This window comes from Comamonas sp. B-9, from assembly GCF_000410635.1.
Lineage (GTDB): Bacteria > Pseudomonadota > Gammaproteobacteria > Burkholderiales > Burkholderiaceae_C > Comamonas.
This window is the reverse complement of sequence record NZ_KE148579.1, coordinates 1-26,626: the sequence shown is the minus strand read 5'-3', so window position 1 is coordinate 26,626 and position 26,626 is coordinate 1. Positions and strand designations below refer to the sequence as shown.

26 protein-coding genes are annotated in these 26,626 nt (G+C 63.5%); 13 read left to right on the top strand and 13 right to left on the bottom strand.

Annotated elements, in window-relative coordinates; genetic code table 11:
* The coding region (locus H928_RS33340) for an acyltransferase family protein (RefSeq protein ID WP_373604920.1) at positions 1 to 639 on the top strand (639 nt) is incomplete at its 5' end.
* Positions 640 to 682: 43 nt separating this feature from the next.
* On the opposite strand, the gene rnk is transcribed toward H928_RS33340, so the two are convergent.
* Complete coding sequence (gene rnk / locus H928_RS0113165) at positions 683 to 1,096, bottom strand: nucleoside diphosphate kinase regulator (RefSeq protein WP_021026932.1); 414 nt, start codon at positions 1,094 to 1,096, stop codon at positions 683 to 685.
* Between the two features lie 275 nt (positions 1,097 to 1,371).
* Between rnk and H928_RS27620 the strand changes: the two genes are divergently transcribed.
* On the top strand, positions 1,372 to 2,565 hold the full coding sequence (locus H928_RS27620; protein ID WP_373604921.1) for a PA0069 family radical SAM protein: 1,194 nt from the start codon (positions 1,372 to 1,374) through the stop codon (positions 2,563 to 2,565).
* Here H928_RS27620 and H928_RS27615 read toward each other — a convergent pair.
* The 8 genes from H928_RS27615 to H928_RS0113120 all read right to left on the bottom strand — a co-directional run bounded on the left by H928_RS27615 (position 2,562) and on the right by H928_RS0113120 (position 10,545).
* A complete protein-coding gene (locus H928_RS27615) occupies positions 2,562 to 4,448 on the bottom strand; it encodes a phosphoethanolamine transferase (RefSeq protein WP_021026930.1) in 1,887 nt (628 codons plus the stop codon). The genes H928_RS27620 and H928_RS27615 overlap by 4 nt on opposite strands.
* A 119-nt stretch (positions 4,449 to 4,567) precedes the next feature.
* A complete protein-coding gene (locus H928_RS0113150; RefSeq protein WP_021026929.1) occupies positions 4,568 to 5,878 on the bottom strand; it encodes a citrate synthase in 1,311 nt (436 codons plus the stop codon).
* 20 nt (positions 5,879 to 5,898) lie between these two features.
* Complete coding sequence (locus H928_RS0113145; protein WP_021026928.1) at positions 5,899 to 6,192, bottom strand: succinate dehydrogenase assembly factor 2; 294 nt, start codon at positions 6,190 to 6,192, stop codon at positions 5,899 to 5,901.
* Between the two features lie 15 nt (positions 6,193 to 6,207).
* Positions 6,208 to 6,912, bottom strand: a complete 705-nt coding sequence (locus H928_RS0113140; RefSeq protein WP_021026927.1) for a succinate dehydrogenase iron-sulfur subunit — start codon at positions 6,910 to 6,912, stop codon at positions 6,208 to 6,210.
* Positions 6,913 to 6,943: 31 nt separating this feature from the next.
* The gene (gene sdhA / locus H928_RS0113135; protein WP_021026926.1) at positions 6,944 to 8,749 is read right to left on the bottom strand and encodes a succinate dehydrogenase flavoprotein subunit; all 1,806 of its coding nucleotides are present in this window, start codon (positions 8,747 to 8,749) and stop codon (positions 6,944 to 6,946) included.
* 22 nt (positions 8,750 to 8,771) lie between these two features.
* Entirely contained in the window at positions 8,772 to 9,137 is a 366-nt protein-coding gene (sdhD, locus tag H928_RS0113130; RefSeq protein ID WP_021026925.1) for a succinate dehydrogenase, hydrophobic membrane anchor protein, read from the bottom strand.
* A 43-nt stretch (positions 9,138 to 9,180) separates the two neighbouring features.
* Complete coding sequence (gene sdhC / locus H928_RS0113125) at positions 9,181 to 9,615, bottom strand: succinate dehydrogenase, cytochrome b556 subunit (protein ID WP_021026924.1); 435 nt, start codon at positions 9,613 to 9,615, stop codon at positions 9,181 to 9,183.
* 135 nt (positions 9,616 to 9,750) lie between these two features.
* Positions 9,751 to 10,545: a GntR family transcriptional regulator gene (locus H928_RS0113120; RefSeq protein WP_021026923.1), complete on the bottom strand. Its 795-nt coding sequence runs from the start codon at positions 10,543 to 10,545 to the stop codon at positions 9,751 to 9,753.
* 277 nt (positions 10,546 to 10,822) lie between these two features.
* Between H928_RS0113120 and H928_RS0113115 the strand changes: the two genes are divergently transcribed.
* The 6 genes from H928_RS0113115 to H928_RS0113090 all read left to right on the top strand — a co-directional run bounded on the left by H928_RS0113115 (position 10,823) and on the right by H928_RS0113090 (position 17,603).
* Positions 10,823 to 11,809: a malate dehydrogenase gene (locus H928_RS0113115; RefSeq protein ID WP_021026922.1), complete on the top strand. Its 987-nt coding sequence runs from the start codon at positions 10,823 to 10,825 to the stop codon at positions 11,807 to 11,809.
* Positions 11,810 to 11,825: 16 nt separating this feature from the next.
* Positions 11,826 to 12,614 (top strand): trans-aconitate 2-methyltransferase, encoded by a 789-nt coding sequence (gene tam, locus H928_RS0113110; RefSeq protein WP_021026921.1) that lies wholly within the window; start codon positions 11,826 to 11,828, stop codon positions 12,612 to 12,614.
* Positions 12,615 to 12,626: 12 nt separating this feature from the next.
* Entirely contained in the window at positions 12,627 to 13,613 is a 987-nt protein-coding gene (locus H928_RS0113105) for a CoA ester lyase (RefSeq protein WP_021026920.1), read from the top strand.
* 53 nt (positions 13,614 to 13,666) lie between these two features.
* A complete protein-coding gene (locus H928_RS0113100) occupies positions 13,667 to 14,272 on the top strand; it encodes a hypothetical protein (RefSeq protein WP_021026919.1) in 606 nt (201 codons plus the stop codon).
* A gap of 70 nt (positions 14,273 to 14,342) precedes the next feature.
* The gene (acnB, locus tag H928_RS0113095; RefSeq protein ID WP_021026918.1) at positions 14,343 to 16,928 is read left to right on the top strand and encodes a bifunctional aconitate hydratase 2/2-methylisocitrate dehydratase; all 2,586 of its coding nucleotides are present in this window, start codon (positions 14,343 to 14,345) and stop codon (positions 16,926 to 16,928) included.
* Between the two features lie 225 nt (positions 16,929 to 17,153).
* On the top strand, positions 17,154 to 17,603 hold the full coding sequence (locus tag H928_RS0113090; protein ID WP_021026917.1) for a hypothetical protein: 450 nt from the start codon (positions 17,154 to 17,156) through the stop codon (positions 17,601 to 17,603).
* A gap of 116 nt (positions 17,604 to 17,719) precedes the next feature.
* Here H928_RS0113090 and H928_RS0113085 read toward each other — a convergent pair whose 3' ends face one another.
* Positions 17,720 to 18,013, bottom strand: a complete 294-nt coding sequence (locus H928_RS0113085; protein ID WP_021026916.1) for a hypothetical protein — start codon at positions 18,011 to 18,013, stop codon at positions 17,720 to 17,722.
* Positions 18,014 to 18,280: 267 nt separating this feature from the next.
* Here H928_RS0113085 and H928_RS0113080 point away from each other — a divergent pair, with 267 nt between their 5' ends.
* A complete protein-coding gene (locus H928_RS0113080) occupies positions 18,281 to 18,958 on the top strand; it encodes a 7-cyano-7-deazaguanine/7-aminomethyl-7-deazaguanine transporter (protein WP_021026915.1) in 678 nt (225 codons plus the stop codon).
* 99 nt (positions 18,959 to 19,057) lie between these two features.
* On the opposite strand, the gene bfr is transcribed toward H928_RS0113080, so the two are convergent.
* Positions 19,058 to 19,522, bottom strand: coding sequence for a bacterioferritin (bfr, locus tag H928_RS0113075; protein ID WP_027010910.1), 465 nt, complete (start codon positions 19,520 to 19,522; stop codon positions 19,058 to 19,060).
* A 209-nt stretch (positions 19,523 to 19,731) separates the two neighbouring features.
* On the opposite strand from bfr, the gene H928_RS0113070 reads away from it, so the two are divergent.
* Positions 19,732 to 20,550 carry a nucleotidyltransferase domain-containing protein gene (locus H928_RS0113070; protein WP_021026913.1) on the top strand — a complete coding sequence of 273 codons (819 nt, stop codon included), beginning with the start codon at positions 19,732 to 19,734 and terminating at the stop codon, positions 20,548 to 20,550.
* Here the strand turns inward: H928_RS0113070 and H928_RS0113065 are convergent, their stop codons facing one another.
* Positions 20,551 to 21,459, bottom strand: a complete 909-nt coding sequence (locus H928_RS0113065; RefSeq protein WP_021026912.1) for a LysR family transcriptional regulator — start codon at positions 21,457 to 21,459, stop codon at positions 20,551 to 20,553.
* Between the two features lie 197 nt (positions 21,460 to 21,656).
* Between H928_RS0113065 and H928_RS0113060 the strand changes: the two genes are divergently transcribed.
* The 3 genes from H928_RS0113060 to H928_RS0113050 all read left to right on the top strand — a co-directional run bounded on the left by H928_RS0113060 (position 21,657) and on the right by H928_RS0113050 (position 25,627).
* Positions 21,657 to 23,363, top strand: a complete 1,707-nt coding sequence (locus H928_RS0113060) for an acyl-CoA dehydrogenase family protein (protein WP_021026911.1) — start codon at positions 21,657 to 21,659, stop codon at positions 23,361 to 23,363.
* 90 nt (positions 23,364 to 23,453) lie between these two features.
* Entirely contained in the window at positions 23,454 to 24,458 is a 1,005-nt protein-coding gene (locus H928_RS0113055) for a tripartite tricarboxylate transporter substrate binding protein (RefSeq protein WP_084635794.1), read from the top strand.
* Between the two features lie 26 nt (positions 24,459 to 24,484).
* Positions 24,485 to 25,627 (top strand): CaiB/BaiF CoA-transferase family protein, encoded by a 1,143-nt coding sequence (locus tag H928_RS0113050; RefSeq protein ID WP_021026909.1) that lies wholly within the window; start codon positions 24,485 to 24,487, stop codon positions 25,625 to 25,627.
* A gap of 78 nt (positions 25,628 to 25,705) precedes the next feature.
* On the opposite strand, the gene H928_RS27610 is transcribed toward H928_RS0113050, so the two are convergent.
* Complete coding sequence (locus tag H928_RS27610; RefSeq protein ID WP_021026908.1) at positions 25,706 to 26,416, bottom strand: DNA/RNA non-specific endonuclease; 711 nt, start codon at positions 26,414 to 26,416, stop codon at positions 25,706 to 25,708.
* Between the last annotated feature and the right edge of the window lie 210 nt (positions 26,417 to 26,626).

The following is a 26,626-nucleotide window of genomic DNA, read 5'->3' as shown; positions in this document are numbered from 1 at the left end:
GCAGGGCCCCGCCGCTGGGCCCGCCAATGGCTGGGCCTGCAACTGGGCCAGTGGGTCGTGCTGGTGCTCACGGCCTTGTCGCTGCTGGTGTTCACCCGCCACAGTGAGCTGGACATGTGGTTTGTCTACTTTATCGGTGCCTATGGCATGGGCATGCTGGCCTTCTGGGGCAGCCAAAGCACCAAACCCTGGTCCTGGACGGCCTGCCTGCTCGCTTTTGGCCTCGTGTCACTGGAAGTGGATTTCCGCCTGCGCATTGCGGTGGCGCTGTGCGGCGCCGTCGCGCTGCTGTGGCTGATGCGCCTGCCGGCAGACGGCCGCCTGGTCGACTGGCTGGGCCGCCAGGCGCCCGTGCGCTGGCTGCAGTCGCTGGGCCAGATGGGCTACTCGGTGTTTCTGGTGCACTTTTCCATCGTGGTGCTGTGCAACGCGGTGGTCTCGCATGTCTGGCCGAGCCAGCCATGGCTGAACTGGCTGGGCATGGGCCTGGCCTTTGCGCTGTCGCTGCTGGCCGGGCGCGCGCTCTACCTGGGGGTGGAGGCGCGTACGCCCAGCTTGCGCTCTGTTGCCCGCTGGGAGCTGGGCCTGGTCGGGGGCGGCCTGCTGGTGACCCTGGTGGGGGCGCGCTTGTCGATGTAGGCAGGCCCTTGCCGGCGCTTGCCGGCGCTTGTCGGTTGGCCGCTCAGCGGTGCAGATCGCCGGCGCGCTCGGGCTGGTAGCTGATGCCGGTCACACGCACGGTCATGGTCTTTCCGCCCACGGACGGCCAGGCCAGCTCATCGCCAATCGCCAGGCCCAGCAGCGCACTGCCCACGGGTGCAAATACCGAAATCTTGCTGCTCGTGTCGTCCAGGTCTTTGGGGTAGACCAAGGTCAGCTGGAACTGCTTGCCCGATTCGGCAATGTCAAAGTTCACGGTGGAGTTCATCGTCACCACATCCGGCGGAATATCGCTGGGCTCCACGATATCGGCGCGGGCAATCTCGGCCTCCAGATCCGCCTTGCCGGGGAAGGCACTGGCCGGCATGGCCTCCAGCAGCGCTTCCAGGCGGTCCACATCCAGGGATGACAGGATGAGTTGGGGTTTGCGAGACATGAAAACTTCCTCCGGAGTATGTAATCCCCGAATGTAGGCCATGGCCCATTTCGCACCAAAACGGTGCGAATAGCCCTGGTGTGCGCGGCGCTTGCAGAGGCTGCCGGGATGGCGGGCAATGCATGAAATACTGTATATAAAAACAGTCATCATCCGTTAGTATGCCTGCCCGCCATCCCTCCATCCACACCGTTGACACTGCCCCGCTAGACGACCCGCAGGCCCTGCAGCGCTGCGCGGACGACCTGGATGGGCCTGTGCCAGTGCGCGTGCCGCTGCCGGTGGCCCGCAAGGGGCGCGGTGCGGTCGGTGTACCCCGCCACCGTTTTGCCAGCGATGTGCGGGAATGGGCTGACGATGGCTGGACCCCTGCAGCCGCTGAGGCGCCTGTGGCTGGCGATGCGGATCTGAACCTGGAAGAAGGCGCCTGGTGGCAGCAGGACGCCGAGAGCCTGCCGACCCAGGTGCACGAGGAGCGGGCACGCAGCGCGATCCAGAAAAACGACTCACCCGATATCTTCTTTGATCACTCGGTCAACCCCTACCGGGGCTGCGAGCATGGCTGCATCTACTGCTATGCCCGGCCCTACCACAGCTACCTGAACCTCTCGCCGGGGCTGGATTTTGAAACCCAGTTGTTTGCCAAGACCAATATTGCCCAGGTGCTCAAGGCCGAGATCAGCCGCCCGCGCTACCAGCCGGCCTCGCTCAATATCGGCTCGGCCACCGATTGCTACCAGCCGATCGAGCGCGAGCTGGGCCTGACGCGGCAGTTGATCCAGGTGCTCAGCGAGGCCGAGCACCCGTTCTCGCTGATCACCAAGAGCAGCGCGGTGGAGCGCGATACCGACCTGATTGCCGCTGCGGCGCGCAAGAACGCCGCGGCCGTCTACATCACGATCACCAGTCTGGACCCACAGCTGACCCGCCTGCTCGAGCCCCGGGCTGCGGCGCCGCACCGGCGGCTGCGCACGATACGCCGGCTGACGGAGGCCGGCATTCCGGTCGGGGTGAGCGTGGCGCCGCATATTCCGTTTTTGACCGAAGACATGGAAGAGGTGCTTGCAGCCGCGCGCGAGGCCGGCGCCACCACCGCCTTCTACACCGTGCTGCGCCTGCCCTGGGAACTCAATGTCGTGTTCCAGCAGTGGCTGCAGGCCCATTACCCACAGCGCGCCGCCCGGGTGATGCAGCGGGTGCGCGACCTGCACCAGATCAGCGAGGCCGACCGGCTGCGCGGCAAGAGCTATGACAGCCAGTCCTTCAGCCGCATGAAGGGCCAGGGCCTGTGGGCCGATCTGGTGCGCCAGCGCTTTGTGCGCGCCTGCGCGCAGCTGGGCTATGGGCGCGAGCGGCTGGAGATGGATTGGCGCGGTTTTGAGGCCTGGCGCGCGCAACAGGTGCAGCAGGCCGTGCGCCAGGGAGGCGCCGCGCAGGCGCCGCACCCTGGGCAGGGAAACCTGTTTTAGCCGCGCTTGCGAGCAGCGGCGACCGTGGTCGGCGGCTGCGCTGCAACGCTTGCAGGCACAGAGGCAGACGCCAGCTGCGCCAAAGTGGCAGGTGGCGCAGAGCGGCCCTTGCAGCTGGCAAAAATATCCAGATCGGCCTGGTGCAGTGCGGTCTGCACATCGGTCAGGCCCAGCATCGAGTGGAACAGGTTGTCATGGCTGATGCGGGCGGTGGCCACGGCCTGCTGCAGGCAGCTGGTGCTCATGCCCATGCGTTGCTGCATGGCGGGCGAGAGCCAGGTGATCCAGGGCACATGCTTTTGCACATCGGGTGCGACGGAATAGGGCAGGCCGTGCAGGTAGATATTGTTCTCGCCCAGCGACTCGCCATGGTCGGCCACATACATCATCGCCGTGGGCTGGCGTTGGCCCTTGCTGGCGAGCCAGTCGATCAGGCCGCCGAGCATGCGGTCGGTGGCGACGACGCTGTTGTCATAGGCGTTGATCAGCGAGGCGCGGTCGCAGGCCTGCAGATTGACGTTGTTGCACTCGGGGCTGAAGCGCTTGTCCTGGCCCAGCGAGCGCTTGAAATAGGCCGGGCCATGGCTGCCCATCTGGTGCAGCACGACGACCACGCCTTTGGCGCGCTGCTCGGCGGGCAGCGCATTGATGCGCTCATCGAGGCCTTCGAGCAAGGCCATGTCCACGCATTCGCCGTCCTGGCACAGCGCCTTGCGGGCCGCAGCGGGCAGGTCGGTCTCGGTGTTGGCGTTGTGCACGCGGGCGCAAACGCCCTTGCAGCCCGATTGGTTCTCGACCCAGAGGACGGCCAGGCCGGCGCGCTGCAGCACATCGAGCAGGTTTTCATAGGACTTGTCGCTGTTCTGGCTGCTGCGCCCCAGGTGCGAGAACATGCAGGGCACCGACACGGCGGTGCTGGTGCCGCAGGACCAGGCATTGGTGGCGACGGCCAGGTCCTGGCGGGCGGACAGCAAAGGCGTCGTGGGGCGCTCATAGCCATTGGTCGCAAAATTGCCGGCGCGGCCGGTCTCGCCGACGACCAGCGCATAGATCGGGAAGCTGGTCTGGCCTGCATAGCTGGCCCCCAGCTTGGCATCTTCGCCAATCGGGTAGAGCGTGGTGTCGCGGTGCTGGATTTGCTGGGCCACCAGGTTGCCAGCGGCATAGACGGTGGACAGCGGGTTCATCATGTAGCGCAGGCTGGTGTGGTTGCGCATGGCCGACGAGATGGGGCGAAAACCCGCCATCACGACGACCACCATGGCTAGCACAGCCAGCAGCACCATGCCCAGCTGCTTGAGCACCGGGCGCCAGCCTGGGCGCCGGGGAAGGGGCTGGCGCCAGATCCACCAGGTGGGCGGAATCGCAATGGCCCCCACGGTGACCACCAGACTCCAGTGCAGCAGGTCGGCCGCTTCCTTCACATCGGTCTGCAGCACATTGGTGAGCATCGAGGCATCAATGGCGATGCCGTAGTTCAGCATGAAGCAGGCGGCAAAGGCGGCGACCCAGCACAGCGCGATCATCACCGGCTTGGCGGCCCGGCCCCAGCTGATCAGGTTCAACAGCGCCCAGCAGGCGCAGGCAATGGCCAGACCCAGGCTCAGCCCCAGGACCCACTGCTGCGTGCTGCTCAGGCCGTCTGCCTGCGAGATGGCCTTCCACAAGGCCAGATTGCCCACACTGGCCAGCCAGAGGCTGACAACCAGGCTCCACTGCCACAGGGGCCGTGCGGGCGGCTGCGAGGTGCTGGTGGCCAGATCGGCGCTGAAGGGCAGATGGCCGTCGGATGGGGAGGGTGCGGTGGCTGCAGGCTGGGCGGCAGCGCCCCGGCGCGTGACGGCCTTGCCTGTGGGGGTGATAAACCGGGCAAAGAAATTCATCCCGCCATGGTCGGCAGGCTAGCTTAACAAGTGATTAATATGACAAACACCATAAAAAAACCCGCCGAAGCGGGTTTTTGGGGAGCAGTGCTGGCGCAGGCAGTGCCTGGCCGCTGCGATCAGCGCTTGCCGATAGGCTGCACGTCGCGGGCCACCGAGCCGGTGTACAGCTGGCGTGGACGGCCAATCTTGTACTCTGGATCAGCCATTTGCTCGTTCAGCTGGGCGATCCAGCCAACGGTGCGGGCCAGTGCGAAGATGCCGGTGAACAGCTTCACAGGGATGCCGATGGCGCGTTGCACGATGCCCGAGTAGAAGTCCACGTTCGGGTACAGCTTGCGCGAGACGAAGTAGTCGTCTTCCAGCGCAATCTTTTCGACTTGCTTGGCCAGGGCGAACAGCGGATCGTTTTCCAGGCCCAGTTCGGCCAGGATCTCGTTGCAGGTTTCCTGCATCAGCTTGGCGCGTGGGTCGTAGTTCTTGTAGACGCGGTGGCCAAAGCCCATCAGCTTGACGCCGCTGGACTTGTCCTTGACCTGCTCCATGAACTCACCGACCTTGGCGATGCCGCCATTGGCCTGGATGTTTTCCAGCATGTTCAGACAGGCTTCGTTGGCGCCGCCGTGGGCAGGGCCCCAGAGGCATGCCACACCAGCGGAGATGGCTGCAAACGGGTTCGTGCCCGAGGAGCCGCACAGGCGCACGGTCGAGGTCGACGCGTTTTGCTCGTGGTCTGCGTGCAGGATGAAGATGCGGTCGAGCGCGCGCTCCACCACCGGGTTCACCACATACTCTTCGCAAGGGTTGCCGAACATCATGCGCAGGAAGTTGCCTGCGTAGGACAGGTCGTTCTTCGGGTACATGTAGGGCTGGCCCGTGCCGTACTTGTAAGCCATGGCCACCAGGGTCGGCAGCTTGGCGATCAAGCGGATCGCCGCAATGTTGCGGTGCTCGGGGTTGGTGATGTCGGTGCTGTCGTGGTAGAAGGCCGACATGCCGCCCACCAGGCCCGTCAGAACGGCCATCGGGTGCGCATCGCGGCGGAAACCACGCAGGAAGAACTGCATCTGCTCGTTGACCATGGTGTGCTTGGTCACCGTGTCTTCGAACTCGGCCTTCTGCGTTGCATTGGGCAGCTCGCCGTACAGCAGCAGGTAGCAGGTTTCGAGGTAGTTGCAGTTCTTGGCCAACTGCTCGATCGGGTAGCCGCGGTACAGCAGCTCGCCCTTGTCACCATCGATATAGGTGATGGCCGACTGGCAGGCAGCCGTCGAGAGGAAACCGGGGTCGTACGTGAACATGCCGGTCTGCGCGTACAGCTTGCGGATGTCGATGACATCCGGGCCGATCGAGCCCTGGTAAACCGGAAGGTCTACGCTTGCTGCGCCGTTGCTAAACGATAGCGTGGCTTTGTTGTCTGCTAGTTTCATAAAACTGGTTCCTTCTCGAGTTAGTCCGCAAGAGATGCACGTGGTTTTCGGCTGCGCAGCATCTCCAGCACTTCATGAACATCTGGCGTGTCGAGGTCGCCTGTTGGTTCCTTGCGCCTGAGCATCAAGTCCAGCAGGTCGTTGTCCGACAGGTTCATCAAAGTGGTCAGCCCTTGCGCCTGGCGGACATTCAGGCTTGCTCCGTATGTGCGGAAGAACTGCTCGACGAAGATGTCGTTCTCCACCAGGCCTCGGCGACTACGCCAGCGCAGCAGATCGCGCGCACGTTCATCCAGCAGTTCGTTTTCCATCATTGCTCAATCTGGTTCTTACACCGCACGGCGAACCATCAGTTCCTTGATCTTGCCAATCGCCTTCGTGGGGTTGAGGTGCTTGGGGCACACGTCCACGCAGTTCATGATGGTGTGGCAACGGAACAGACGGTAGGGGTCTTCCAGGTTGTCCAGGCGCTCACCGGTGTGGTCATCGCGGCTGTCGGCGATGAAGCGGTAGGCCTGCAGCAAACCGGCGGGGCCCACGAACTTGTCGGGGTTCCACCAGAAAGAGGGGCAGCTGGTCGAGCAGCTGGCACACAGAATGCACTCGTACAGGCCGTTGAGCTCTTCGCGCTCTTCGGGCGACTGCAGGCGTTCCTTCTCGTTGGCGACAAAGCTGTCAGCCATCAGGTAGGGCTTGATCGAGTGGTACTGCTTGAAGAACTGGGTCATGTCCACGATCAGGTCGCGGATCACGGGCAGACCGGGCAGGGGCTTCAAGACGATGTCACCCTTGAGGGTGTTCATGTTCGTCAGGCACGCCAGGCCGTTCTTGCCGTTGATGTTCATCGCGTCCGAGCCGCACACGCCTTCGCGGCAGGAGCGGCGGAACGAGATCGATGGATCGAGTTCCTTCAGCTTGACCAGGGCGTCCAGCAGCATGCGCTCATGACCGTCGAGCTCCACCTCCACCGTCTGCATGTAGGGCTTGGCATCTTTATCGGGATCGTAGCGATAGATTTTGAAAGTACGCTTCATTTTGGGATGTTCTTTCGTGGGCTGCGTGGATTTAGAAGGTACGGACCTTGGGCGGTACCGACGGCACGGTCAGCGGCTTGAGTTGCACTGGCTTGTACTCCAGGCTGTTGGCAGCGCTGTACCACAGGGTGTGCTTGAGCCAGTCGATGTCATTGCGGCCCAGTGGGTACTTGGGATCGTCAGCGGGGTGCTCGTAGTCATCCACGGTGTGGGCGCCACGGCATTCCTTGCGGGCGGCGGCCGAGACCATCGTGGCCTGGGCCACTTCGATCAGGTTGGCCACTTCCAGCGCTTCCATGCGGGCGGTGTTCCAGACCTTGGACTTGTCCTTCAGGGTCACGCCACCGACGCGGGCGCGGATGTCGGCAATCTTCTTGACGCCTTCGTCCATGCTCTTTTGCGTGCGGAACACACCGGCGTGCAGCTGCATGCAGGCGCGGATGTCGTTGGCCACGTCTTGTGCGTACTCGCCGCTGGTCGACTCGTCGAGCTTGTTCAGGCGCGACAGCGAGAAGTCCGAGGCGTTGTCGGGCATGGGCTTGAATTCGCCGTAGCCGTTGACGTAGTTGACGATGTGCTTGCCTGCCGACTTGCCAAAGACCAGCAGGTCCAGCAGCGAGTTCGTGCCCAGGCGGTTGGCGCCGTGCACCGACACGCAGGAGCATTCGCCCACTGCGTAGAGACCGTTGACGACCTTGTTCTCTTCACCATCCCAGACAACGACCTGGCCGTTGATGTTGGTGGGGATACCGCCCATCTGGTAGTGGATGGGGGGCACCACGGGAATCGGTTCCTTGGTGATGTCCACGTTGGCGAAGTTGTGGCCGATTTCTTCCACCGAAGGCAGGCGCTTGCGGATGGTTTCTGCACCCAGGTGGGTCATGTCCAGCAGGATGTAGTCCTTGTTCGGACCGCAGCCACGGCCTTCCTTGATTTCCTGGTCCATCGAGCGCGAGACGAAGTCGCGTGGCGCCAGATCCTTCAGGGTCGGCGCATAGCGCTCCATGAAGCGCTCGCCATCGCTGTTGCGCAAGATAGCGCCTTCACCACGGCAGCCTTCGGTCAGCAGCACGCCTGCGCCGGCCACGCCGGTGGGGTGGAACTGCCAGAACTCCATGTCCTGCAGCGGGATGCCTGCACGTGCAGCCATGCCCAGGCCGTCGCCGGTGTTGATGAAGGCATTGGTCGATGCCTGGAAGATACGGCCTGCGCCGCCAGTGGCCAGCAGCACGGCCTTGGCGTGCAGCTCGTACAGGTCGCCGGTTTCCAGTTCGATGGCGGTCACGCCGACCACGTCACCGGATTCGTCGCGGATCAGGTCCAGCGCCATCCACTCGACGAAGAAGTTGGTCTTGGACTTGACGTTTTGCTGGTAGAGCGTGTGCAGCATCGCGTGGCCGGTACGGTCAGCCGCTGCGCAAGCGCGTTGCACGGGCTTTTCGCCGTGGTTGGCGGTGTGGCCGCCGAAGGGACGCTGGTAGATCGTGCCATCGGGGTTGCGGTCGAAAGGCATGCCGAAGTGTTCCAGCTCGTACACCACCTTGGGTGCTTCACGGCACATGAACTCGATCGCATCCTGGTCACCGAGCCAGTCCGAGCCCTTGATGGTGTCGTAGAAGTGCCATTCCCAGTTGTCGGGAGACATGTTGCCCAGCGAGGCGGACACGCCACCTTGCGCTGCCACGGTGTGCGAGCGGGTGGGGAAAACCTTGGACAAGGCAGCCACGGACAGGCCAGCCTTGGACAGTTCCAGCGCAGCGCGCAGACCGGAGCCGCCTGCGCCGATGATGACGACATCAAACTTGCGCTTGGTGATGTTCTCTTTTGTATAGCTCATTGTTCTCTTTCAATCGCGGGTATCACAGACGCCACAGAACCTGCAGGCCCCAGCCGAGGCAGCCCACCAGCCAGACCAGCACAAAAATCTGCAGCACCAGGCGCAGGCCGACGGGCTGGACGTAGTCCATGAGGATTTCACGCATGCCCACCCAGGCGTGGTAGGCCAGCGCCACCAGGGTGCCCACGGTGATGAACTTCATCCACTGGTGGGAGAAGATGCCTGCCCACTGTTCGTAGCCGATAGGGCCCTTGATCATCAGCACCTGGACCAGCAGGGCCACGGTGAACAAGGCCATCAGCAAGCCGGTGATGCGCTGGGCCAGCCAGTCGCGCAAACCGTAGTGCGCACCGGTCACGACGCGTTTGGAGCCGTAATTGACGGACATGGGGAATCCTTTCTTATTTATCAGTAAATGCAGTCGCGGGCGATCAGTACAGGCCAAACAGCTTGGCACCCAGGATGGCGGTCAGCGCCAGGCTGATGGCAAAGCAGACGATGGCCGAGCTCTTGCCGAATTCCTTGTTGACCGACTTGTGCGAGACATCCATCCAGATGTGGCGCAGGCCGGCGCAGAAGTGGTGCAGGTAGGCCCAGATGAGCGCCAGCACGGCCAGCTTGATGAACCAGCCCGCAAAGATGCCGGCGCCGGTGTTGAAGGCGGCCGTGAAGCGGGCGTAGGAGAATTCGGAGGAGATCGAGGTGTCGAGCAGCCAGACCACAAAGGGCAGCAGGAAGAACATCACCAGGCCGCTGGCGCGGTGCAGGATCGACAGGATGGCTGCCACCGGGAAACGGTAGCCCGGCAGGTCCGTCAGCATGTTGATATTGCGAAACTCAGGCCGCTTCTTCGTGGTATCTGTCATGGTGTGAAATCTTTCGTGGATGTAACTGCTATGTAATCGCTAGGCTCAAACCTGCAAAATTTTATTGCAATGCAGCGCGCAGGTCTAAGGGTTTCTCTTTAACCCCGTGGTGACTACTCAGACTTGACCGGTGCATTAGCTCAGGGTATTGCTGTAATGGTGGGTGTCCGTCCGATAAAGACCTCGTCGTAATTCCATGGGAACATCGTTATAGGTGTAAGCGACGCGCTCGACGCTCAGCAGGGGGGTCTGGCCGTCGATATCGAGCAATTGGGCCTGTGCCGCATCGGGCAGCACGGCGCGCAGTTTTTCCTGGGCGCGCACCATGCGCACGCCGTACTCCACCTCGAACATTGCGTAGGTGGCGCCGGGGTAGTCGCGCATCTGCTCGGCCGTCAGGCCCTTGAAGCTGCTGCTGGGCAGCCAGATGTCTTCGACAATCGTGGGAATGCCGGCAAACACCAGCACGCGGCGCACATGGATCAGCGACTCGCCCGTGGGCACCTGCAGCAGCTTGCAGATCTCGCTGGCGCCCTTGATGCTGCGGCAGGAGATGATGTTGCGCTGCGCCGGGCCCTCTTCGTTGAGGTCACCACTGTCCGGAAGGAGACGCAAGAAGCGGTACTGCACATTGCGCTCGGCATGGGTGGCGACAAAGGTGCCCTTGCCCTGGCGGCGCAGCAGCAGGTTGTCGGCAGCCAGCTCGTCGATGGCCTTGCGCACGGTGCCCTGGCTCACGCGGTAGCGGGCGGCCAGCTCCATCTCGCTGGGGATCATCTCGCCCGGTTTCCAGGCGCCAGCCTCCAGGCTTTGCAGGATCAGGCCCTTGATTTGTTGGTAGAGGGGGCTGAATGCCGGGGTCGCACCACCCACGCTGTCGCCAGCGGACGTGATTCCGGTGTCGTTTGCATTGGGGGTGGAAGATGTCATGCGCTTGTCTTGGGAGAGATTCAATCTCTCGGGTGTCACAGTGGATGTGACATCCAACGGTTCAAATTTACAGCGCGCATTGTATAGCGCATCAGGGGTCAATCATATCTTATATAAGACATAAGACAAATTGACTGAGTGATCTGTTCAAGAGTACACTTATGCGCTGTTTACAGACCTGCCATCGGGGAATCCCGATCGCTGATTCCAGTCGTTTGACACCCTCTCCGATGCTGGCCTGCTTGGACACCTCATTTCTATTTTCTGGAGTTTTCCCATGAGCAAGAAGCCCGTACGTGTCGCCGTTACCGGTGCCGCTGGTCAAATCGGTTATGCCCTGTTGTTCCGCATCGCTTCGGGCGAAATGCTGGGCAAGGACCAGCCTGTCATCCTGCAACTGCTGGAAATTCCTGACGAGAAGGCACAGAACGCGCTCAAGGGCGTGATCATGGAGCTGGAAGACTGCGCTTTCCCTCTGGTGGCCGGTATCGAAGCCCACAGCGACCCGCTGCAAGCCTTCAAGGACACCGACTACGCACTGCTCGTGGGTGCCCGTCCTCGCGGCCCAGGCATGGAGCGTGCTGACCTGCTGGCTGCCAATGCCCAGATCTTCACCGCCCAAGGCAAGGCCCTGAACGCTGTCGCTTCGCGCAACGTCAAGGTGCTGGTGGTCGGCAACCCTGCCAACACCAATGCCTACATCGCGATGAAGTCGGCTCCCGACCTGCCAGCGAAGAACTTCACCGCCATGCTGCGTCTGGACCACAACCGCGCTGCCTCGCAACTGGCTGCCAAGGCTGGCTTCAAGGTCGGCGACATCCGCAAGCTGACGGTCTGGGGCAACCACTCGCCAACGATGTACGCTGACTACCGCTTCGCCACCGTGGACGGCAAGTCGGTCAAGGACGCGATCAACGACCAGGCCTGGAACAAGGACGTGTTCCTGCCAACCGTGGGCAAGCGTGGCGCCGCCATCATTGCTGCACGTGGCCTGTCGTCGGCTGCATCGGCAGCGAATGCCGCCATCGACCACATGCGTGACTGGGCCCTGGGCTCGGCTGGCGAATGGGTGACCATGGGCGTGCCTTCGAACGGCGAATACGGCATCCCAGCGGGCATCATCTTCGGCTTCCCAGTGACCACCGAAAACGGCGAATACAAGATCGTCGAAGGTCTGGAAATCGACGCGTTCTCGCAAGAATGCATCGACAAGACCCTGGCTGAGCTGCAAGGCGAGCAAGACGGCGTCAAGCACCTGCTGTAATCCAAGGCCGACCCGCATGCTTGCATGGAATGCCCAGCTCTACAGCCGGTTCGAGGACGAGCGCACGCGCCCGGCCGCCGAACTGCTGGCGCGCGTGGCCCTGCCCAGCGATACCGCCTATGTGGTGGATCTGGGTTGCGGGCCGGGCAATTCCACCGAGCTGCTGGCCCAGCGCTTCGTGCATGCACGGGTGCTGGGTATCGACCAGTCGCAAGACATGCTGGCCGCTGCGCGCCAGCGTCTTGCGCATGTGCATTTTGAGCAGGGCGACATCGCCCACTGGCAGGCTCCACTGCACAACGGGCGTTTGCCCGACCTGATTTTTGCCAATGCGGCCCTGCAATGGGTGCCAGACCACGTGCAACTGCTGCCCCGCTTGATGGACATGTTGGCGCCCGGTGGTGTACTGGCCGTGCAGATGCCGGACAACCGCGATGAGCCCACCCACCGCCTGATGCGCGAGGTGGCAGCGCTGCAGCCCTGGGCTGCAGAAATCGGCGATCCGCATGCCTTGCGCACGGATTTGCTGGCCTTGAATGATTACTACGATGTGTTGGCCCGTGATGCGCAGGTGGATGCCTGGCGTACGGCGTACCAGCACCCAATGGACAGTGCGGAGGCGATTGTCCAATGGGTTCGTGGCACGGGTCTCAGGCCCTTTCTCCAGCCTCTGCGTGCCGAGCTGCAAACCAGCTTTGTGGCCGATTCCCCCCGCCGCATCGATGCCGCCTATGCCTTGCGCAGCGATGGCCGGCGCCTGCTGGCCTTTCCCCGCTTGTTTTTGGTGGCCCGCCGCCCCATCTGACGATTAGTAGCCATGAGTGTCTCCGCCATCCATCCCGCACAGGTACTGCTGGGCGCCCAGTCTGGGGCCCTGGCACTGCCGGTCTGCGACCACTACAGTGGCGTGGAAGACCGCATGCGCAAGAGCCTGGCCCTGCAGGCACAGATGATGCAAGAGTTTGGCCGCTGCGTGTTCGATGTGACCTTGGACTGTGAAGACGGCGCGGCCGTCGGCCAGGAAAAGGCCCATGCGCAGCTGGTCGCCTCGCTCGCCAAGAACGCCGCGCCCGGCGCCCGGGTCGCTGCCCGCGTGCATGCGGCCGACCACGCCGCGCTGGCCGAAGACATCGCCACCATCGCTGGCGAGGCGGGCGAGCAGCTCTGCCACATCATGGTGCCCAAGGTCGAGTCGGTCGACGACATCGATAAGGTTGACCGCTTGCTGCAGGCGGCCACCAGCACCCCGGTGCCGCTGCATGCGCTGATCGAGTCGCCCCAGGCCGTGCACCGCGCTTTCGAGATTGCCGCCCACCCCCGCGTGCAAAGCATCAGCTTTGGCCTGATGGATTTTGTCTCTGCCCATGGCGGCGCCATCCCCTCCAGCGCCATGGGCGTGCAAGGCCAGTTCACGCATCCGCTGGTGCTGCGTGCCAAGCTGGAGATCGCAGCCGCCTGCCACGCCTACGGGAAAGTGCCGTCGCACTGCGTGGTGACCGAGTTCAAGAACCCCGATGCGATGGAGCAGGCAGCCCGCCGCGCCTATGGCGAGCTGGGCTACACCCGCATGTGGAGCATCCACCCCGCGCAGATCCGTCCCATCCTGCAGGCCTTCGCGCCCACGCAGAGCCAGGTCGATGAAGCAGCCCGTATCGTGCGGGCAGCGGCCGACGCGCAATGGGCGCCGATCAGCGTCGACGGGGTCTTGCATGACCGTGCAAGTTATCGTTACTTTTGGCAAATTTTGGAGCGTGCCGCGCAGACGGGTTGTCCGTTGCCGGGTACAGTGCGGGAGTGGCTGTAACCATTCGGGGCCAGCCCTTTTCCTGTTTCTTGCGTTGTATCGCGGGAGTTGTTATGAAAAATCGCGTGATTTCTTTGTTGGTCTTGGTTCCTGCGCTGACTCTGGCCATGGGCAGTGTGCAGGCGCAAGACAAGACGGCGGCCAAGCCTGCTGCCAAGGCCGCAGCGGCCAAAACCACCGCCGCCAAGAAGGCACCGGCCAAAAAGGCCCCTGCCAAGCGTGCATCCACCGCCAAGAAGGGCGCAGCGGTTGCCGCTGGTGCCGGCGCAGCCGCTGCGGCCGCGTCCATTCCTGCCCAGCAGACCCTGACCCCCGCCGAGCTGGCGATTGCCGAGCAGGTCTACCAAGGCCGCATCAGCTGCGAGCTGGGTGCCTCGATCAATATCGCCAAGGATTCGGTCAACCCCGGCTACTTCTTCGTTGAAGGCAAGGGCTTCAAGTACCACATGGCCCCGGTGGCCACCTCCACCGGCACCATCCGCCTGGAAGACCAGCACGCTGGCGCCATGTGGCTGCAAGTGGCCAACAAGTCGATGCTGATCAACCGCAAGCTCGGTCAGCGCCTGGCCGATGAATGCATGAGCCCTGAACAAAACCAGGTTGCCGAGGCCATCAAGAAAAACCCACCTGCCGCACTGTTTGAAGGCAACGGCCGCTGATAAGAACAGCGGCGCGGCTGCCCGACGCCTTGCGAGCGCCCCACCATTGAAATAGAGAACCGGAGAACGTATGTTGAAAGCCTACCGCGACCATGTGACTGAGCGTGCCGCTCTGGGCATCCCCCCACTGCCGCTGGATGCCAAGCAGGTCGCTGACTTGATCGAGCTGATCAAGAACCCGCCTGCCGGTGAAGAAGCATTTCTGCTCGATCTGCTGACCCACCGCGTGCCGCCAGGCGTGGACGATGCCGCCAAGGTCAAGGCTTCCTTCCTGGCTGCCGTGGCACATGGCGACCTGAAAGTGGCGCTGATCTCCAAGGCCAAGGCCACCGAGCTGCTGGGCACCATGGTGGGTGGTTACAACGTGCATCCGCTCATTGAGCTGCTCGATGACGCAGAAGTGGCCGCCGTGGCTGCCGATGCGCTCAAGAAGACGCTGTTGATGTTCGACTTCTTCAATGACGTCGCCGACAAGGCCAAGGCCGGCAATGCCAAGGCCAAGGAAGTGATGCAAAGCTGGGCCGACGCCGAGTGGTTCACCTCGCGCCCCGAAGTCGACAAGAAGATCACCGTCACCGTGTTCAAGGTGCCCGGCGAGACCAACACCGACGACCTGTCGCCCGCGCCAGACGCCTGGAGCCGCCCCGACATTCCTCTGCACTACCTCGCGATGCTGAAGAACACGCGTCCTGACGCGGCCTTCAAGCCTGAAGAAGACGGCAAGCGCGGCCCGATGCAGTTCATCGACGACCTGAAGAAAAAGGGCCACCTGGTGGCCTACGTCGGCGACGTGGTCGGCACCGGTTCTTCGCGCAAGTCGGCAACCAACTCCATCGTCTGGGCCACCGGCCAGGACATTCCCTTTGTGCCCAACAAGCGCTTTGGTGGTGTGACCTTGGGCGGCAAGATCGCTCCGATCTTTTTCAACACCCAGGAAGACTCGGGCTCGCTGCCGATTGAAGTGGACGTCTCCAAGCTGGAGATGGGCGACGTGATCGACGTGCTGCCCTACGACGGCAAGATCCTCAAGAACGGTGAGACCGTGGCCGAGTTCCAGCTCAAGAGCGATGTGCTGTTTGACGAAGTGCGCGCTGGCGGCCGTATCAACCTGATCATTGGCCGCTCGCTGACCGCCAAGGCCCGCGAAGCGCTGGGTCTGCCCGCATCGACCGTGTTCCGTCTGCCCCAGGCGCCTGCCGAATCCAAGGCCGGCTTCACCTTGGCGCAAAAGATGGTTGGCCGCGCTGTCGGTCTGCCAGAAGGCCAGGGCGTGCGCCCCGGTACCTACTGCGAACCGCGCATGACCACCGTGGGCTCGCAAGACACCACGGGCCCGATGACCCGCGATGAGCTCAAGGACCTCGCTTGCCTGGGCTTCTCCGCTGACATGGTGATGCAGTCCTTCTGCCACACGGCCGCCTACCCCAAGCCAGTGGACGTCAAGACCCACCGCGAACTGCCCAACTTCATCAGCAACCGTGGTGGCGTGGCCCTGCGTCCTGGTGATGGCGTGATCCACAGCTGGCTCAACCGCCTGCTGCTGCCTGACACCGTGGGCACCGGCGGTGACTCGCACACCCGTTTCCCAATCGGCATTTCCTTCCCCGCAGGCTCGGGCCTGGTGGCCTTCGGTGCTGCCACTGGCGTGATGCCGCTGGACATGCCTGAATCGGTGCTGGTGCGCTTCAAGGGCGAAATGCAGCCGGGCGTGACCCTGCGCGATCTGGTGCACGCGATTCCGCTGTACGCGATCAAGGCCGGTCTGCTGACCGTCGCCAAGGCTGGCAAGATCAACGAGTTCTCCGGCCGCATCCTGGAGATCGAAGGCCTGCCAGACCTGAAGGTCGAGCAAGCGTTCGAGCTGTCCGACGCGTCCGCCGAGCGCTCTGCCGCTGGCTGCACGATCAAGCTCAACCCCGAGCCGATCAAGGAATACCTGACCTCGAACGTGGTTCTGATGAAGAACATGATCGCCGACGGTTATGCCGATGCCAAGACCTTGCAGCGCCGTATCGAGAAGGTCGAAGCCTGGCTGGCCAAGCCCGATCTGCTCGAAGCCGACAAGGACGCCGAATACGCGCACATCATCGAGATCGACCTGGCCGACATCAAGGAGCCTATCGTCTGCTGCCCCAACGACCCGGACGACGCCAAGTTCCTGTCCGATGTGGCCGGCACCAAGATCGATGAAGCCTTCATCGGCTCGTGCATGACCAACATAGGCCACTTCCGCGCTGCAGCCAAGCTGCTGGGCGGCCAGCGTGACATCCCCGTCAAACTGTGGGTGGCACCTCCCACCAAGATGGACCAGAGCGAGCTGATCAAGGAAGGCCATTACGCCGCCTTTGGTACCGCCGGTGCCCGCACCGAAATGCCCGGCTGCTCGCTGTGCATGGGCAACCAGGCCCAGGTGCGCGAAGGCGCGACGGTCATCTCGACCTCGACCCGCAACTTCCCCAACCGTCTGGGCAAGAACACCAATGTGTTCCTGGGCTCGGCCGAGCTGGCCGCGATTGCATCGCGCCTGGGCAAGCTGCCCACCAAGGAAGAGTACCTGAAGGAAATGGGCGTGATCGATGCCGACAAGGCCTCCGTCTACCGCTACATGAACTTCAACGAAATCTCGGAATACGCCGAGGTTGCCGAGAAGATCTAAGCCTTTTGGCCTGCGTGCAGGGGTTTGCAGCCCCTGCCCTTGCAACCCGCTTCGGCGGGTTTTTTTATGCCATGTATCTAGGTTATGCGTGCTGCCCTGTGCAGAAAAAACGGAGGTATGCACAATGTTCGCTGGCCGCAGGCTGGCGCCTGTGCGTCCGCGCGCCTGGCTGCGCCAGGTTTGCGCGCCCAAGTTTTGAACTGCCCGACTGGAGAAATGAGTCCGATGAAGATGTGGAAATATGTGGTGGCGCTGCTGGTGCCTGGTGTGATGGCCAGTGCCAGCCTGGCGCAGGTGCAGAGTGGCGCCACGGACAGCGCAGCCTCTGCCGAGGTGACAACTGCGCAGGCGACGCCTTGCGAAGGCGCGGTGATGTATGCGCTGGACAACTGGTACCAGGTGCAGCGCTGCGAGAGCGCGGGCTTCTTGCTGCCCGAAGACATTGCCCAGAGCAGCGCCGATTTTCTGGCCGCGCACCAGGGCATCGAGCAGGATGTGCGCAGCCAAAGCCCGCGCGCGCAGCAGGCGCTGGCCTTTGCCGGTACCAGCCCCTGGGACTGGAATGACCCGGGCAACCGTGGCACCCTGGAAAACCTCTGCCGCGACACCTTGCAGTCGCAAAAGCGCATGGTGAGCGAGCCCAGCTGGCGCGAATCGCTCAGCTGCGCGCGCTGATAGAGCGCAGCGGGCAGGGCGCCCAAGCGCCAAATGCCCGCCTTTGTGGGACTGACAAATCTGAAGCCTTGGGCAGCCTATGAAGCCAGGCTGCCCAGGCCGCCAGGGCGTGTCGCCTAGCCCAGGCGCACGTCGAAGTAGGCCTCTTCCACGCCAATCCCCTGAAAGCCCGCCTGCCGCGCCTTGTCAAAAGCCTTGAGCCAGGCGCGTGCCAGCACTTCCTGCTGGGCAGAGATCTCACCGCCTTCGGCGGCATCGGTAAAGGCGCTCAGCGCTTCGAGCATGTCTTGTTCATCGGGGAAAAACTTGCCGATCTCTCTGGCAAAGCGCGCTTCTGCGCGGTGCTTGAGGGCGGGATCAATGCCGTGGCAATCCTGCAGGCTGATGGCGATCGGGGTAGAGACTTCCATAGATTAGATGACTGTTTAAATAAACAGTGTCTAGTATCTCTGCTAACTGTTTATTTGTACAGTTTTTTATTGCGGCAGTCGTTGGATGTGTGCATCGGCTGCGCCGCGCTGGCCACGCGGGTGGGCCGGCCTTGGGCCCAGCGGCCACCCGGGTTTGCGCAGCGCGTATACAATACGGGCCCCTTGTGCCTGGGAACGCCGCATTGTTCTTGGGCCACTTTTCGTAGCCATGGGTTCCCTCGCCCCCATTGACCAAAAAGGAATGTCATGAACTCCGCTCATGCCGTGCAGACCCCTGTCTCGCGCGTGCCTTTCTATCTCTCCTTGCTGGTGGCCTTCCATATCGCCATCGTCATTGCCAGCAACTACCTGGTGCAGCTGCCCATCTCGCTGTTGGGTTTTCACAGCACCTGGGGGGCTTTCAGCTTTCCCTTTATCTTCCTGGCCACCGATCTGACCGTGCGTCTCATTGGCAAGGCCGAGGCGCGCCGTGTCATCACCCGGGCCATGCTGCCAGCGCTGCTGGTGTCCTATATCGTTGGCGTCATCTTCCATGAAGGGCGCTTCAACGGCTGGGAGGCGCTGCAGACCTTCAACAGTTTTGTCTTCCGCATTGCGCTGGCCAGCTTTGCCGCCTATGTGCTGGGCCAGCTGCTCGACATCCAGGTGTTTGACCGCATCCGCCAAAAGAGCCATGCCTGGTGGATGGCACCCGCTGCCGCCTCGGTGTTTGGCCAGGCGCTCGATACCGCCGCTTTTTTCTCCATCGCCTTCTGGCGCAGTGCCGACCCCTTCATGGCCGCCAACTGGGTGGAGATCGCGCTGGTGGACTATGTCATCAAACTGGCCGTGAGCCTGCTGCTGTTTGTGCCCGCCTATGGCGTGGTGCTGGCCGCGCTGGTGCGCTCGATGCGCATGCCGGCGGCAGCGACTGCTGCTCCCTGACCGGCAGATCCGTTGGGCCGAGGGCCTGACGGGATGCTCACCAAACAAAAGGCCGCCAGAATCAAATCTGGCGGCCTTTTGCATGGGCGCTTGCGTAGCTCAGGTCTGGCTTTGCAAGTAGTTGGGCAGGCCCATCATGTTGATCAGGCTGAGCTGTTTTTCCAGCCAGTAGGCATGGTCTTCTTCGGTATCGCGCAACTGGGCCAGCAGAATGTCGCGGCTCACATAGTCGCTGTGCTTCTCGCACAGTTCCATGCCCTGGCGCAGGCCAGCGCGCACTTCGTATTCGGTGTCCAGGTCCTTTTGCAGCATCTCGGGCACGGTCGCGCCGGGCGTGAATTCCTTGGGGCGCATGTCGGGGCGGCCACCCAGCATCAGGATGCGGCGCAGCAGTGCATCGGCATGCTGGGTTTCTTCCTGCATCTCATGGTCCAGGCGGGTGAACAGCTTGCTAAAGCCCTGGTCTTCGTAAATGCGCGAGTGGGCAAAGTACTGGTCGCGTGCGGCCAATTCGCCACGCAGCAGGTCCTTGAGGTAGTCGACGACGTCGGGATGGCCTTGCATGTTCTTGTTCTCGGGTGAGTTTGCGAAGCCTGCAGTATCGCGTGTCTGCGTGCGCTTGGTTGCGAAAGCAGCCAAATGCCCATGTAGCACCGCTCTGGATGCGGGCTGTAAGCAGATGCATTCGCATTGCCTATGCCGCCAGCGCGGAGGCGGGCAGGGGATGGGCCGCGATAGTTCTGGCAAGATCAGAGGTTTTGAAGGGAGCGAGCATGAACCCATCCGAAGCCTGGCAAGCGCAAGTGCACCCCATCGACCCGGCAGTGCGCGCCGACATCGAGGCCAAGCTGGCGCAGATTGAGATCGAGCACCAGGTGCGCATTCTGTTTGCCTGCGAGTCCGGCAGCCGGGGCTGGGGTTTTGCATCGCCCGACAGTGACTACGATGTGCGCTTCATCTATGCACCGCGCCTGCCCTGGTACCTGAGCGTGAGCGAGCAGCGCGATGTGATCGAGCTGCCTATCTCCGATGTGTTCGATGTCAACGGCTGGGAGCTGCGCAAGGCGCTGGGCCTGCTCAAAAAGGGCAATGCCACCTTGATCGAATGGTTTGATTCTCCCGTGGTCTACCAGGCCGATCCGCTGTTTGTGGCCGACATGCGCGCCGCCATCGAGCGCGTGCACCTGCCCGAGCGCACGCACTACCACTACCTGCACATGGCGCGCAAAAACTACCGCGAGTACCTGCAGGGCGAGACGGTGCGGCTCAAGAAATACCTCTATGTGCTGCGCCCGCTGCTGGCCTGCCTGTGGCTGGCCGAGGGCCGGGGCGTGGCGCCAATGCGCTTTCAGGATCTGGTCGATGGCACCGTCGTCGACCCGGCGGTGCTTGACGCGATTGCGGCGCTGCTGGTGGTCAAGCGCGCGGCCAAGGAGTCCGAGCATGGTGCCGCGATGCCGGTGCTCAATGCCTTTATCGAGACCACCTTGGCGCAGCTGGAGGCCGCACCCGCGCCGCAGACACCGGGCGTGGACTTTGCGCCGCTCGATGATTTGCTGCTGCGCACCGTGCTGAGCGGCCACACGGGTTGATCAGGCGCTAGGGCCAGGGGCTTGCACGGCCTGCACGGCAGATTGCAGGCTCAGCAGCAGCTTGTGCACCAAAGGGTTGTCCGGCTGGCTGCGCCAGACCGCCAGCAGCTCGGACTGCGGCTGCTCGCCCAAGAGCGGGATGAACACCACATCGGGCATGCCCACGCGCTGCAGCGCGGCCGGCACAATGGCCGAGCCCTGGCCCAGCGACACGAGCGACAGCACTGACAGCCAGTGCCGCACCTCATGCCGCACCTCGGGCACAAAGCCATGGGCCATGCACATCTGGTAGATGCGCTGGTGGTAGAGCGGCGAGACGGCGCTGGAGAACAGCACCAGGCGCTCATGCTTGAGCTGCGCCAGATCGAGCGCGGCATGGCCCGCCAACGCATGCTGGCGCGGCAGGCAGGCCACAAAGGGCTCTTGCATCAGCAGCTGGCTGCGCAGGCCTTCGGGCAGCATCACTGAATGCACCAGGCCCATGTCCAGCTCGGCCTGCTGCAGGCCCAGCAGTTGCTCGGCGCTGTTGAGCTCGCGCATGTCGATGCGCACCTGCGGATGCGCGCTCTGAAAATGGGCCAGCGCCTGAGGCACGCCCCGGTACAGCGCCGAGCCCACAAAGCCCAGGCGCAGATGGCCACTTACGCCCTGGCCCACATCCCGCGTCTCCTGCACCGCCTGCCCGGCCAGCGCCAGCAGCTGGCGCGCGCGTGGCAGCAGGTGGGCGCCAGCTGCGGTCAGGCGCACGCCCTTGCTGCTGCGCTCAAACAGCGCGGCGCCAATTTCTTCTTCCAGCTGGCGGATGGCGACCGACAGCGGCGGCTGCGAGATGGACAGGCGCTGGGCCGCCCGGCTGAAGTGCAGCTCTTCCGCCAGCGTTGCGAAGTAGTTCAGCAGCCGCAGCTCCATGGGCACTCCTAACTATATTTAATACGTATCGATAAAGATTTTAATAATATTTGACGCGAATAGCAGCGGCTGCTGAAATGGCGCAAAACCTCGCGACCAGAGCGCGAACCCACGCACAAAACACGCCTAACCCGCGGGCCCGCAGCGCAGTCCCTCCCCGAGCACCTCGCTGCCAGCCCCGCCATCAGGAGACCCGCATGTCCGCACCGGACCCATCCCAGCGCAGCGCCATGGCGCAGGTGGCGCAAGCCCATGCCCACCCCGTGCCCGATCGCCACGGCAGCAATTTCTACAGCACCGACCCGGCTTTGCAGCAGCTCTTGCAGCTCTACCTTCCCGCCGACCTGCTGGCCCATCTGCAGCCCTATCTGCAGCGCATGGGCGAGCTCGCGGGCGGCCGCATCGACGAGCTGGCCAGCATTGCCGACAAGAACCCGCCCACGCTGGAGCACCGCAGCCGCTCCGGTGAAGACCGCCAGCGCATCATCAAGCACCCGGCCTATGAAGAGCTCGAACGCATTGCCTATGGCGAGTTCGGCCTGCAGGCGATCTCGCACCGCGACGACATGCTGGGCTGGCAGGGCAAGATGCCGCCCATCGTCAAATATGCGCTGACCTATCTGTTTGTGCAGTCCGAGTTTGGCCTGTGCTGCCCCTTGTCGATGACCGATTCGCTCACGCGCACCTTGAAGAAATTCGGAGCGCCGGAGCTGGTCGCCAAGTACCTGCCGCAGCTGCTGTCGCTGGACTGGGACAGCCAGGCCCAGGGCGCCATGTTCATGACCGAGCAGGCGGCCGGCTCCGACATCTCCAACACCCAGACCCTGGCCCAGCCACAGGCCGATGGCAGCTGGCGGGTGACGGGCGACAAGTGGTTCTGCTCCAACCCCGATGCCGAGTTTGCAATGGTGCTGGCCCGCGTGGAAGGCGCACCCGCTGGCATGAAGGGCATCTCGCTCTTCCTGCTGCCCCGCAAGCTGGACGATGGCAGCCAGAACCACTACCGCATCATCCGCTTGAAGGACAAGCTGGGCACCAAGTCGATGGCCAGCGGCGAGATCCGCATGGACGGCGCCACGGCCTACCTGATCGGCGAGCAGGGCCGGGGCTTTGTGCAGATGGCCGATATGGTCAACAACTCACGCCTGTCCAACGGCGTGCGCTCGGCCGGCATGATGCGCCGCGCTGTGGCTGAGGCCGAGTTTGTGGCCAGCGAGCGCGTGGCCTTTGGCAAGCGCCTGCAGGACATGCCGCTGATGCAGCGCCAACTGGACAAGCTGCGCGTGCCCGCCGAGCAGGCGCGGTCGATGGTGTTCCAGACCGCCCAGACCCTGATGCGCTCGGACGCAGGCGACAAGGAGGCCTATGCGCTGCTGCGCATCCTGACGCCGATGATCAAGTTCCGCGCCTGCCGCGATGCGCGCAAGGTCACGGGTGATGCGATGGAAGTGCGCGGCGGCTGCGGCTATATCGAGGAATGGACGGACCCCCGCCTGGTGCGCGATGCCCACCTGGGCTCCATCTGGGAAGGCACCAGCAATATTGTCGCGCTCGATGTCGTGCGTGCCATCCAGCGGGAAGGCTCGCTGCCGGTGCTGCAGGCCTATCTGCAAGGCCTGCTGAGGGGCTGCCGCATCAGCGCAGGCTACCGCCAGGCGCTGGATGCCGCTCTGGCCCGCGCCAGTGCGCTGGCCGAGCGTGCCGCGCAAGACGGCGGCGCGGTGCTGGCCCGCCAGGCTGCTACCGGTCTGTACAACTGCACCACCGCCATTGCGATGGCCTGGGAAGCCGGCCAGATCGACTCGGCCGAGCGCCTGCGCCTGTCGCAGCTGGTGCTGCTGCACCGCGTGCTGCCGCGCGATCCGCTCGCCAGCGACGCCATTCCGCAAGATTGGCTGGCCTGATTCGCAGATCCGCAGATCCGCAGACCGGCAGCGACAGCCCCATCAACACGCAGGCAGCAGACCTGCACCCCTCAATACATGGAGACAAACATGCAAAAATTTTCCTTGAACGCGGCGGCGCTCGCCCTCGCTTGTCTGGCCGGGCTGGGTGGCGTGGGTGGCGTGGGTATGGCCTCGGCGCAAGCCGCTGACAAATTCCCTGACCGCCCGATCATGTTCACCGTGCCCTTCCCTCCTGGCGGTCCCACCGATGCGATGGCGCGCATTCTGGCGACCGAACTGACGCGCGAGCTGGGCCAGAGCGTGGTGGTGGAGAACCGCGCGGGCGCGGGCGGCAATATCGGCGCCGAGTATGTGGCGCGCGCCAAGCCTGATGGCTACACCATCATGTTCGGCACCTCGGGCCCGCTGGCGATCAACAAGAGCCTGTACAAGTCGATCAGCTACGACCCGCGCACCAGCTACGCGCCCATCATCTATGTGGGCTACCTGCCCAATATCCTGGTGGTGAAGGCCAGCCTGCCGGCCGACAACGTGCAGGGCCTGATCGCGCTGGACAAGGCCCAGCCCGGCAAGCTCAATTTCGCGTCATCGGGCAATGGCGCTTCGTCGCACCTGGCCGGCGTCATGTTCAACAACCTGGCCGGCACCAAGCTGCAGCACATTCCCTACAAGGGCACGGGCCCGGCGCTCAATGATTTGCTGGCGGGACAGGTCGACATGAGCTTTACCGATATCCTGACAGCCATGCCCTATATCAAGGCTGGCAAGGTCAAGCCGCTGGGTGTGGCCACCGCGCGCCGCTCCAGCGCCTTGCCCGACATTCCCACCGTGGCCGAGCAGGGCATGGCCGGGTATGACGTGGGTGTTTTCTTCGGTGTCGTCGCCCCCAAGGGCACGCCGCCCGAGCGTGTGCAGGTGCTCAACCAGGCCTTCTCCAAGGCGCTGGATTCGGACAGTGTGAAAAAGGCCTTTGCCGCGCAGGGCCTGGAGGCATCACCGGACCGGTCGCCTGCCTACCTGGGGCGCTTTATCGCCACCGAAGTGGACAAATGGCAGGCAGTGGTGCAGCAGTCGGGTGTGACGCTGGACTGATCCAACCGAAAACGGAAAAACGGACCATGACAACAACACAGGCGGCCCAAGCAGGCGCTTTGCAGGGCATCAAGGTGCTCGATCTCTCGCGCATTCTGGGCGGGCCGCTGTGCGGCCAGATCCTGGGCGACCATGGCGCCGATGTGCTCAAGGTCGAGCCGCCGCAAGGCGACGACACGCGCAGCTGGGGCCCGCCGTTTCGCGATGGCGTGGCCTCGTACTACCTGGGTCTGAACCGCAACAAGCGCGTGCAGTTCATGGACCTGGCGAGCGCCGAAGGCCAGGCCCAGGTGCGCGCTTTGATGGCGCAGGCCGATGTGGTGGTCGAGAACTTCAAGACCGGCACGATGGAGAAATGGGGCATTGGCTACGAGCAGATGCAGCAGGAGTTTCCGCACCTGGTCTGGTGCCGCGTCACCGGCTTTGGTGCCGATGGCCCGCTGGGCAGCCTGCCGGGCTACGACGCGGCCATCCAGGCCATGGCCGGGCTGATGAGCATCAATGGCGAGGCCGACCGCGACCCGCTGCGTGTGGGCCTGCCGGTGGTCGACATGGTCACCGGCCTCAATGCCGTCATTGGTGTGCTGCTGGCGCTGCATGAGCGCGGCCGCAGCGGCCTGGGCCAGCTGGTGGATGCCTCGCTGTACGACGCGGGCATCTCGCTCTTGCACCCGCATGCGGCCAACTGGTTCATGAACGGCAAGATCCCCGGCCGCTCCGGCAATGCCCATCCCAACATCTACCCCTACGATGTGGTGAACACCGGCAAGGCGCCGATCTTTCTGGCCGTGGGCAATGACCGCCAGTTCCGCCTGATGTGCCAGCACCTGGGGCAGGAGGCCCTGGCCGATGACACGCGCTTTGCCACGGCCGGCCAGCGCTCGGTGAACCGCGATGTGCTCAAGCCGCTGCTCGAGCAGGCCTTTGCCGCGCATGACGGCGTGCAACTGGCCGAAGACCTGATGGCCATTGGCGTGCCCGCCGCGCCGGTGCTGAATGTGGAGCAGGCCTTGCAAGCCCCGCATACCGCCCACCGCGAGATGGTTGTGAAGATGGGCGACTACACCGGCCTGGGCGCCCCAGTCAAGCTGAGCCGCACCCCCGCGTCTTACCGCTTTGCGCCGCTGACCGAAGGCACGGCGTTCTTGGATGCGGCCAACGACCACTGATCTGCAGCATTCACCCGCAAAAAAGGCCCATGCCTGCGCACCGCAGCATGGGCCTTTTTGTGGGCGGGAGGGCGGTGCTCAGTCCAGCAGGCGAATGCCCGTGCGCTGCACAAACTCTTCGTAGCTCAGCGGCTTGCCCGCCTTGGTCGATGCCTGGTTGTCCTGCAGATGCACCCAGCGCTGGCCGGTCGCTGGGTCATAGACCATCTTGAACACGGCATCGGGCACCCAGACCTGGCCGTCGCCAATGGTACGGTGCTGCTTGCCAAAAACCGGGCCGGTGATGACAAACACATCGCCCTTGGCGCGGCGGATATAGCGGCGCGTGTCCTGCTCGATCTGCGACCAGGGCTTGCCGTTTTGCGTCGGGTCCTGCGGCACCATATTGGCCAGCGAATAGCTTTGGGCCTTGCCGAACTTGGTGCTCATGTCACCGGCGGCAGCCATATGGCCACGGCTGAGGCCCGAGCGCCGGTAGTCCGACAGCTGCGCGCGTTCGCGCGCGGGCAGGCGGGCTTCTTCGTAGAACTTGTCGCTGCGCTTCAAGTCCTTGGCCTGGTCCAGCATGCGGGCATTGAGGCGCTGGGCCACAAAGATCGGCGTCTTGGTCTGGCCCGAATGCAGCACGGCAAACTCTTCAAAACACAAAGGACGCAATTGGCCGTAGGCACTGGTGCTGGGCGGCTTGCCCGAGAAGAACTGCGGGCAGTCATCAAAGCCTGCAGCCAGGGCAGGGGCGGCGGCGCACAGCAGCGCTGGCGCCAGGTAAACAGAGAGGCGGGAAAACATAAGCGCGCAAGTGTTGCACAAGATGGGCCCGCCGGGGACAAAGGCCGGGCAGGCCGTCGGCTATGCAGGCGGTGGATGGCGCTCGCTGCGATGCCTAGTGGGCCGCTTCCTGCAAAAAAGTCCACAGCTGCAGCGCCTGGGGCGGCAGCTGGGCCGGGTCGCGGCAGGCCAGCACCAGCTGGCGCGCGGCCCAGTCGGCGCTCAGCGGCC

Coding starts and splice junctions, on each gene's coding strand:
- rnk (WP_021026932.1), bottom strand. CDS start 1,096: ATGTCTCGCAAACCCCAACTCATCCTGTCATCCCTGGATGTGGACCGC.
- H928_RS27615 (WP_021026930.1), bottom strand. CDS start 4,448: ATGAATTTCTTTGCCCGGTTTATCACCCCCACAGGCAAGGCCGTCACG.
- H928_RS0113150 (WP_021026929.1), bottom strand. CDS start 5,878: ATGAAACTAGCAGACAACAAAGCCACGCTATCGTTTAGCAACGGCGCA.
- H928_RS0113145 (WP_021026928.1), bottom strand. CDS start 6,192: ATGATGGAAAACGAACTGCTGGATGAACGTGCGCGCGATCTGCTGCGC.
- H928_RS0113140 (WP_021026927.1), bottom strand. CDS start 6,912: ATGAAGCGTACTTTCAAAATCTATCGCTACGATCCCGATAAAGATGCC.
- sdhA (WP_021026926.1), bottom strand. CDS start 8,749: ATGAGCTATACAAAAGAGAACATCACCAAGCGCAAGTTTGATGTCGTC.
- sdhD (WP_021026925.1), bottom strand. CDS start 9,137: ATGTCCGTCAATTACGGCTCCAAACGCGTCGTGACCGGTGCGCACTAC.
- sdhC (WP_021026924.1), bottom strand. CDS start 9,615: ATGACAGATACCACGAAGAAGCGGCCTGAGTTTCGCAATATCAACATG.
- H928_RS0113120 (WP_021026923.1), bottom strand. CDS start 10,545: ATGACATCTTCCACCCCCAATGCAAACGACACCGGAATCACGTCCGCT.
- H928_RS0113115 (WP_021026922.1), top strand. CDS start 10,823: ATGAGCAAGAAGCCCGTACGTGTCGCCGTTACCGGTGCCGCTGGTCAA.
- tam (WP_021026921.1), top strand. CDS start 11,826: ATGCTTGCATGGAATGCCCAGCTCTACAGCCGGTTCGAGGACGAGCGC.
- H928_RS0113105 (WP_021026920.1), top strand. CDS start 12,627: ATGAGTGTCTCCGCCATCCATCCCGCACAGGTACTGCTGGGCGCCCAG.
- H928_RS0113100 (WP_021026919.1), top strand. CDS start 13,667: ATGAAAAATCGCGTGATTTCTTTGTTGGTCTTGGTTCCTGCGCTGACT.
- acnB (WP_021026918.1), top strand. CDS start 14,343: ATGTTGAAAGCCTACCGCGACCATGTGACTGAGCGTGCCGCTCTGGGC.
- H928_RS0113090 (WP_021026917.1), top strand. CDS start 17,154: ATGAAGATGTGGAAATATGTGGTGGCGCTGCTGGTGCCTGGTGTGATG.
- H928_RS0113085 (WP_021026916.1), bottom strand. CDS start 18,013: ATGGAAGTCTCTACCCCGATCGCCATCAGCCTGCAGGATTGCCACGGC.
- H928_RS0113080 (WP_021026915.1), top strand. CDS start 18,281: ATGAACTCCGCTCATGCCGTGCAGACCCCTGTCTCGCGCGTGCCTTTC.
- bfr (WP_027010910.1), bottom strand. CDS start 19,522: ATGCAAGGCCATCCCGACGTCGTCGACTACCTCAAGGACCTGCTGCGT.
- H928_RS0113070 (WP_021026913.1), top strand. CDS start 19,732: ATGAACCCATCCGAAGCCTGGCAAGCGCAAGTGCACCCCATCGACCCG.
- H928_RS0113065 (WP_021026912.1), bottom strand. CDS start 21,459: ATGGAGCTGCGGCTGCTGAACTACTTCGCAACGCTGGCGGAAGAGCTG.
- H928_RS0113060 (WP_021026911.1), top strand. CDS start 21,657: ATGTCCGCACCGGACCCATCCCAGCGCAGCGCCATGGCGCAGGTGGCG.
- H928_RS0113055 (WP_084635794.1), top strand. CDS start 23,454: ATGCAAAAATTTTCCTTGAACGCGGCGGCGCTCGCCCTCGCTTGTCTG.
- H928_RS0113050 (WP_021026909.1), top strand. CDS start 24,485: ATGACAACAACACAGGCGGCCCAAGCAGGCGCTTTGCAGGGCATCAAG.
- H928_RS27610 (WP_021026908.1), bottom strand. CDS start 26,416: ATGTTTTCCCGCCTCTCTGTTTACCTGGCGCCAGCGCTGCTGTGCGCC.